The following is a 6,606-nucleotide window of genomic DNA, read 5'->3' on the forward strand; positions in this document are numbered from 1 at the left end:
GCGCGCCGATGGCCGCCCCCAGCGCATACGCGGCGATGGCGCCGCCGGCCGCCGCCACGCTGGCGTGCAGCTCGCGCGCCATGGGAGTCAGCAGGCCGGCGGCGATGAATTCGCACAAGCCGAAGGCAAAGCTGCACAGGGAGAGCAGGTAAATGGAGGATGGCAGCGCGGCGGACGGCAGCACTGTGCGCGAGGACATGGTGGACATGGCAGTTCCTGACAATCAAAAACGCCATGCTGCCCCCCGGGCCACCATCTGTAAAATATCTTATTTATATTGAAACAAGACTTTCAAAGTCTCATTCGGCGACGGACAGGCGCAACTGCGCCAGCAGCCGCTCGCGCACGGGAGACGCGCGCTGCGGGTCCCATGCCATGTACAGGTCGAGCTGGCGCAGCGCCTCGGGTGCGCCGCTAGCCAGCGGCAGCATGACGACGCCGGGGGGCAGGCACGCGGCCAGGCTGGCCGGCAGCAGGGCCACGCCGAAGCCGGCCGCCACCAGGCCCAGCACCGTTTGCAATCGGCGCGCCTGCTGCGCCACGTGCGGCACGAAGCCCGCATGCAGGCACAGGCTGGCCAGCTGGTCGTGGAAACCCTGGCCCAGCTCGCGCGGCGAGGCGACGAAATCGTCACCGGCCAGCTCAAGCAGGTCCACCCGCGCCAGCCCCGCGCAGCGGTGGTCCGACGGCAGCGCAATCACGATGTCTTCGCCCGACAGGCGCTCGAGGCGCAGGCCCGGCGTGCTGCGCCCCGGCGCGCGCAGCAGGGCGATATCGACCTGCCCCGCTTCCAGCCACTCGACCTGCTGCTGCGTCGACGCCTCGCGCAAGGTAAATTGCACGGCCGGCGAGGCGGCGCGGAAGGCGCGCAAGGCGTTCAATACGTGGGCATACGGCGTGACGTGGATGAAACTGAGACGCAGATGGCCTTCGATGCCCTGCGCCACGCGGCGCGTGGCGGCCACGCCCTCTTCCAGGCTGGCCAGCACCTGGCGCGCCGTGGCGAGGAAAGCATCGCCCGCAGGCGTCAGGCTGACCTTGCGGTTCGTGCGCTCGAATACGGGATAGCCGAGCGCTTCTTCCAGCCGCAGGATCGCCTGCGACAGCGGCGGCTGCGCCATGTGCAGCCGTTCGGCCGCGCGCCGGAAGTTCAGTTCCTCGGCGACGGCGATGAACTGGCGCAGCAGCCGCGTCTCGATCATGGGCCTTTTTTGGCGACCGCCAGGATATGCCGCGCGATGCCGCGCAGGATGTTGACTTCTTCCGTTTCCAGCCCAGTGCGCGAAAACAGGCGCTTTAAACGGGGCATCAGCTTTTTCGGATTGTCGGCGTCGAGGAAGTCGATGGCCACCAGCGCCTGTTCCAGGTGCGCATACATGCCGTCGACCTGCGCCAGGCTGGCCGCGTCGCCATGGAAACCGACGGGGCTGGCCGCCCGGGCCTCGTCCGACGCATCGAGGGCCGCCACGCGGCACTCATAGGCGACCACCTGCGCCGCCTGCGACAGGTTCAGCGAGGAATACGCGGGATTGGCGGGGATATTGATCAGCACATTGCACTGCTCGACGATCTCGTTGGGCAAGCCGAAGCGCTCGTTGCCGAAGATGACGGCCGCGTGCAGGTCCGTGCCGGCGGCCAGCTGGCCGGCGATGGCGCGCGGGGCGGTGACGGGCGGCGAGAATTCGCGCAGCCGGGCCGACACGGCCGCCGCGTAGTTGCAGCCTTCGAGTGCCTCGGCAATGGAGCCGACGATGCGCGCGCCGGACAAAATATCCTGCGCGCCGCTGGCAAAGGCCACCGCTTCCGCATCCGTCAGGGCATCGGGAAAACGGGGGTTGACCAGCACCAGATCGGAAAAACCCATCGTTTTCATGGCGCGCGCGACAGCGCCAATGTTGCCAGAGCGACTAGTTTCGACAAGAATAAATCGCAGGCGTGTGAAAAGAGACGTGTTGATTTCGGGCAGATTCATTTAAAATAGCGCTATTGCGCGGTATCGATACAGGAAATTTCGGGAAACGGAGCCACAAAACGCTGACTCCAGGCCGGGATTTTAACCACTTCGGCACCGCTCCGCTCTTTAATTCATTCTTGCACTCCATCGTACCGGCGCCGAAAGGCGACGCTGGGCGGTCGCGTGCTTTTAACGGAAGCTCACATGCACCCAATGCTCAATACGGCGATCAAAGCCGCCCGCCGCGGCGCCGCCGTCATCAATCGCGCCTCTTTCGACCTCGACCGCGTCGTCGTCACGGAAAAACAACACAACGATTTCGTCACCGACGTCGACCAGGCGGCCGAACAAGCCATCATCGAGGTGCTGTCCAAAGCCTACCCGGACCATGCGTTCCTGGCCGAGGAATCGGGAGCTTCCGCCAACTCGCACGACGAGAATGAATATCAGTGGATCATCGACCCGATCGATGGCACCACCAACTTTATCCACGGTTTCCCCCAATACTGCATCTCGATCGCCCTCGCGCATCGCGGCGTCGTCACGCAAGCCGTCATCTACGATCCGGTCCGCAACGACCTGTTCACGGCCACCAAGGGCGCCGGCGCCTACCTGAACGAAAAACGCATCCGCGTCACCAAGCTCGATCGCATCGCGAACGCCCTGCTGGGCACGGGCTACGTGGCCGGCAGCGCCCGCGCGCTGGACGAATACCTGAAGATGTACGCGATCATGGGCGAACGCAGCCAGGGCGTGCGCCGCGCTGGTTCGGCCGCGCTGGACCTGGCCTACGTCGCTTGCGGCCGCCTGGACGGCTTCTACGAAAAAGGCCTGAAACCCTGGGATATCGCCGCCGGCGCCCTGATGATCACGGAATCGGGCGGCATCGTCGGTGAATTCAACGGCGAATCGGAGTATCTGTACAAGGGCGACGTCATCGCCGCCAGCCCGAAGATCTTTGGCCAGATGATTACCCTGCTCACGCCATTCGCTTGATGTAGCGCAAGCAGTACCCACGAAAAACCGGCCCTGGCCGGTTTTTTCGCATTCAGGAGCCCAGCTTCCCCGCCACGACGAAACCCAGGGTCATGGCCACCACCATCGCCGCGCCCGTGGGCGTGGGCGGCGTGGGCGACGGCAGGTCGAACCAGCGGCACACCGCCCCCACCAGCAATCCCAGCACGGCGCCGGCCAGCATGACGTTCATGGCGCCTCCCCGTGCCGCCGCGCGCGGCGCTCAAGGTACAGTCCCGTGAGCCAGTAGCCGCAACTGGTCAAAAATACCAGCAGCGCGGCGCCGAGCACGGGCGGCGCCGGCACGGGAATGCGCGCCAGCTGGCACACGAAGCCCACGACAAAGGCCAGCAGCAGGCCGAGGATGACTTTCTTGCAGCGCATGGCTCTGTCCTCGGTCAGAAAGCGAAACAGCTGCAACCGAGCGTGCCCCAGAAACCGGAAAAGTCACTGATCGGCACGGCCGACTTGCGCGCCCGGTCGTGCGCATGCGCATGCACGCCGCAGGCGCCCGCGCACTGGTGCGGCAGCATGGCTTGCGCCGGTCTGGCTGCCGGCCGGTAATGGCCGGGCACCGCGCGCACGGGCGACCACTCGGGCAGCACGGGGATCGCCGGCGGCGCCAGGGCCGTGAATTCCCCCTGGCCGTAGACAACCTTGCCGCCCACCATGGTCAGCACGGACTCGATGGACTTGATGGCCTCTTCCGGCACCGTAAAGTAATCGGCCGACAGCACGCTCAAATCGGCCAGCATGCCCTCGCGGATGCGCCCCTTCTTGCCCTGCTCGCTGGAGAACCAGGCGCTGCCGGCCGTCCACAGTTCCAGCGCCGTGTCGCGCGACAATCTGCCTGCCGCATCCGTCAGGGCCAGGCCGCCCACGGTGCGCCCGGAAACGAGCCAGTACAGCGCCGTCCACGGGTTGTAGCTGGCGACCCTGGTGGCGTCCGTGCCGCCGCCCACGGGCACGCCCGCGTCGAGCATGCGCTGCACGGGCGGCGTGGCCTTGGCCGCCTGCGCGCCGTAGCGCTCGACAAAGTATTCGCCCTGGAACGCCATGCGGTGCTGGATGGCCAGGCCGCCGCCCAGCGCTTTCACGCGGTCGATATTTTTCGGGCTGATGGTTTCCGCGTGGTCGAACAGCCAGTGCAGGCCGCCGAACGGCGTGTCGCGGTTGACCTTTTCAAACACGTCGAGCATGCGGCCGATCGATTCGTCATAGGTGGCGTGCAGGCGGAACGGCCAGCGCTGCTCGACCAGGTGGCGCACGACCTTTTCCAGCTCGTCTTCCATGCCGGCCGCCAGTTCCGGGCGCGGCTCGAGGAAATCCTCGAAGTCGGCGGCGGAAAACACCAGCATTTCGCCGGCGCCGTTGTGGCGGTAAAAATCGGTGCCGTCACCCGGTTGCAGCATGCCCGTCCACTTCTGGAAGTCCTGCAGTTCCGCGCCCTTGTTTTGCGTGAACAGGTTGTAGGCGATGCGTATCGTCAACTGCTCCTGTTGCGCCAGCTCATCGACGACGGCGTAATCCTCGGGATAATTCTGGAAGCCGCCGCCCGCGTCGATGGCGCTGGTGACGCCGAGCCGGTTCAGTTCGCGCATGAACTGGCGCGTGGAGTTCACTTGCAGTTCCAGCGGCAGCTTCGGGCCTTTCGCCAGCGTGGCATACAGGATCATGGCGTTCGGCCGGGCGATCAGCAAACCGGTCGGGTTGCCGGCCGCGTCGCGCACGATCTCGCCGCCGGGCGGGTTCGGCGTGTTCTTGTCGTAGCCGACGGCGCGCAGGGCGGCGCGGTTCAGCAGGGCGCGGTCGTACAGGTGCAGGATGAAGACGGGGGTGTCGGGCGCGGCCGCGTTGATTTCATCGAGGGTCGGCATGCGCTTTTCCGCGAACTGGAATTCCGTCCAGCCGCCGACGACGCGTACCCATTGCGGGTTCGGCGTGCGCAGGGCCTGCTCCTTGAGCATGCGCAAGGCGTCGGCCAGCGAGGGCACGCCTTCCCAGCGCAGCTCCAGGTTGTAGTTCAAGCCGCCCCGGATCAGGTGCAGGTGCGAGTCGTTCAGGCCGGGAATCACCGTGCGGCCGGCCAGGTCGATCAGCTGCGTGGCGGGGCCGCGATGGCGCATCACGTCTTCCATGTCGCCGACGGCGAGGAACTTGCCATCGGCGATGGCGACGGCGGACGCCAGCGGCTGCGTCCTGTCGACCGTGTGGAAACGGCCATTGAGTAAAATCGTGCTTGCGTGCATGGGAACTCCCGGTTCAGGTGAAGGGTACGGCCCCGCCGGCGGGCGGCGGTGGCGCAATATCAATGCAAAATCAATGGCCTTCGCTGGCGTTGAACATGGATTTGGCGTAGACCAAGCCCAGGCCATAGCCGCCGCCGTGCGCCACGGCCGTCGCCACCGTTTCATTGTAGGTCTCGCCGCGGGCCCAGTCGCGCTGCAGCTCCAGCAGGTACTGCACGGAGGTCATCGGCTGCGCGCCCGCCTGTATCATGCGCTGCATGGCCATTGCATGGGCTTCGTCCGAGACGTCGCCGCTGGCGTCGGCGATCACGTACACCTCGAAGCCCTGCGCCAGCGCCGACAGGGCCGGCCCGACGATGCAGACGGAGGTCCACAGGCCGGCCAGCACGATCTTGCCCTTGCCGTAACCATTGACCTTGTCGGCGATGCGCGCGTCTTCCCAGGTGTTCATGGTCGTGCGGTCGATCGGCGCCTGGTCCGGAAAGACGGACTGGATTTCGTCGAAGATGGGGCCGGAGAAGGACTTGGCCGCCACCGTCGTCAAAATCGTCGGCACCTTGAATTGCGCCGCCGCCTTGGCCACCAGCGCCGCGTTGTTGCGCAGCAGGGCCAGGTCGATGGAGCGGGTGGCGAACGCCATCTGCGACTGGTGGTCGATCATGATCAGGGTATGATCGTCAGGGGTCAGCAGTTTTTGGGCGGCGTGGGCGGTGGCGATAGGCATGATGTTTTCCTTAGTGAAAATAATTGAATATGAAAAAAGCGTTCTCTGTACGGCGATCCTGCTCCTGCCCTTGCGTCACGCAGTGCGTGCCGGGCCAGTGCTGTGCAGTATGGAGGAGCCGCCCTGAAAAGAAAAACGGAAAGAATAGCAAGCTATATTCGATTTTTTCGATAATCAACATGGCGCGCACAGGCGCGGCCGACACAAGGAGAAAACATGGGATATGAATTCAGGATCACGGCCAGCCTGACGCCAGGCCAGCGCCAGCACGTCACGCAGCTGCTCGAAGCACGGGCGCCGCGCGCGCCCGGCGCCGCCATGCCGGAGACGGATATCCGGCTGACGGAGGCCGGCCTGTATATCTGCCAGAACCTGCGCCCGGACCCGTGGCACGGACTGGCGCCGCTGCGCGCCTACCTGGACGCCGAGGGCGTGAGCTGGGCCGTCGACGAGGTCGACGACTAGGCCAGGCTGGCGGGGCGAGGCAGCCGGGGCGGCAAGTTGTGGCCCGCAAACCAGCGTCGCGGCCGCCAGGCAAGGCCGGCGCGGGCTAGAACTCTTCCCATTCGTCCTTCCTGGCGTGGCGCTGGCTGTCGCCTGCCTGCGCCTGCGCGGCGCGCGGCGCCGTCACCCTGGCAGGCGCCGCCTTGGCCGCGGGGCGGGCG

The 6,606-nt window shown here is 65.9% G+C and carries 8 protein-coding genes and 1 pseudogene; 2 read left to right on the top strand and 7 right to left on the bottom strand.

The window, feature by feature from the left end; genetic code table 11:
* The 3 genes and pseudogenes from CBW50_RS27750 to CBW50_RS27760 form a co-directional block, all read right to left on the bottom strand.
* Positions 1-208 (bottom strand): annotated as a pseudogene (locus tag CBW50_RS27750) (hypothetical protein); the annotation flags it as partial.
* Positions 209-299: 91 nt separating this feature from the next.
* On the bottom strand, positions 300-1,202 hold the full coding sequence (locus CBW50_RS27755; protein ID WP_086148481.1) for a LysR substrate-binding domain-containing protein: 903 nt from the start codon (positions 1,200-1,202) through the stop codon (positions 300-302).
* A complete protein-coding gene (locus CBW50_RS27760; protein WP_086148482.1) occupies positions 1,199-1,972 on the bottom strand; it encodes an RNA methyltransferase in 774 nt (257 codons plus the stop codon). The genes CBW50_RS27755 and CBW50_RS27760 overlap by 4 nt, the downstream gene beginning before the upstream one ends.
* 195 nt (positions 1,973-2,167) lie before the next feature.
* Here CBW50_RS27760 and CBW50_RS27765 point away from each other — a divergent pair, with 195 nt between their 5' ends.
* The gene (locus CBW50_RS27765) at positions 2,168-2,950 is read left to right on the top strand and encodes an inositol monophosphatase family protein (RefSeq protein ID WP_086148483.1); all 783 of its coding nucleotides are present in this window, start codon (positions 2,168-2,170) and stop codon (positions 2,948-2,950) included.
* A gap of 52 nt (positions 2,951-3,002) precedes the next feature.
* On the opposite strand, the gene CBW50_RS27770 is transcribed toward CBW50_RS27765, so the two are convergent.
* The 4 genes from CBW50_RS27770 to CBW50_RS27785 all read right to left on the bottom strand — a co-directional run bounded on the left by CBW50_RS27770 (position 3,003) and on the right by CBW50_RS27785 (position 5,941).
* On the bottom strand, positions 3,003-3,161 hold the full coding sequence (locus CBW50_RS27770; protein WP_086148484.1) for a XapX domain-containing protein: 159 nt from the start codon (positions 3,159-3,161) through the stop codon (positions 3,003-3,005).
* Positions 3,158-3,352 (bottom strand): DUF1427 family protein, encoded by a 195-nt coding sequence (locus CBW50_RS27775; RefSeq protein WP_086148485.1) that lies wholly within the window; start codon positions 3,350-3,352, stop codon positions 3,158-3,160. The genes CBW50_RS27770 and CBW50_RS27775 overlap by 4 nt, the downstream gene beginning before the upstream one ends.
* Positions 3,353-3,366: 14 nt before the next feature.
* Positions 3,367-5,217, bottom strand: a complete 1,851-nt coding sequence (locus CBW50_RS27780; RefSeq protein WP_086148486.1) for an amidohydrolase — start codon at positions 5,215-5,217, stop codon at positions 3,367-3,369.
* 70 nt (positions 5,218-5,287) lie between these two features.
* On the bottom strand, positions 5,288-5,941 hold the full coding sequence (locus CBW50_RS27785; RefSeq protein WP_086148487.1) for a hydrolase: 654 nt from the start codon (positions 5,939-5,941) through the stop codon (positions 5,288-5,290).
* Positions 5,942-6,157: 216 nt separating this feature from the next.
* Between CBW50_RS27785 and CBW50_RS27790 the strand changes: the two genes are divergently transcribed.
* A complete protein-coding gene (locus CBW50_RS27790) occupies positions 6,158-6,406 on the top strand; it encodes a hypothetical protein (protein ID WP_086148488.1) in 249 nt (82 codons plus the stop codon).
* The last annotated feature ends 200 nt before the right edge of the window (positions 6,407-6,606 follow it).

The sequence above is a fragment of the Janthinobacterium sp. GW458P genome (assembly GCF_002127585.1).
Classification (GTDB): Bacteria; Pseudomonadota; Gammaproteobacteria; order Burkholderiales; family Burkholderiaceae_D; genus Janthinobacterium.